Annotated in this window: 1 protein-coding gene; it reads left to right on the forward strand. The window is 40.5% G+C overall.

Annotated features, from left to right (window positions below; genetic code table 11):
* Positions 1-643, forward strand: a 643-nt coding sequence (locus AC1DVB_RS27700) for a transposase (RefSeq protein WP_477592058.1), incomplete at its 5' end; no start/stop codon positions are given.
* Between the last annotated feature and the right edge of the window lie 112 nt (positions 644-755).

The following is a 755-nucleotide window of genomic DNA, read 5'->3' on the forward strand; positions in this document are numbered from 1 at the left end:
ATTGGGAACGATTGTAACACCTGGAAATATACATGACAGTCAGATCTTAGAACCACTAGTTGAAAAAGTGATTGAGAAAGTTGGGAAACCGGAAGCCGTTGCCGCAGATGCAGCTTATAAAACACCAGCGATTACAAGCTACCTGTTTAACAAAGAAATCATACCGGCTTTACCTTATACACGTCCTCGCACCAAAGAAGGATTTTTCCGCAAACAGGACTATGTATACGATGAACATTTTGATTGTTACCTTTGCCCTTCGGGCGAAACTTTAAAGTACTCAACAACAAATAAAGAGGGCTATCGCGAGTACAAATCGCCAAAACAAATTTGTACAACATGCTCATTTTTATCTCGGTGTACAGAAAGCAAAGACTGTCAAAAAGTGGTGACACGGCATATCTGGCAAACACATGTGGAAGAAGCAGATCATCTGCGTCATCATCAAGATGTAAAACCTATATATGCAAAACGTAAAGAAACGATTGAGCGTGTATTCGCTGATGCAAAAGAAAAGCATGGTATGCGTTGGACTACTTTAAGGGGACTTAAAAAATTGTCGATGCAGGCGATGCTTACTTTCGCTGCCATTAATTTAAAGAAGATGGCCAATTGGACATGGCGAGGTCCAAAAATGGCCTAACATAGTGGGCTCGTAGAGCCCCAATCTCTTAACTTTAGGCGGAAATTCAAAGGGAATTTCAAAAGGGGTTCAGAATTTTTTAATTCCGAACCCCTTTTGTCTACAAACTGAA

It is taken from the genome of Peribacillus sp. P4_D6, assembly GCF_056401795.1.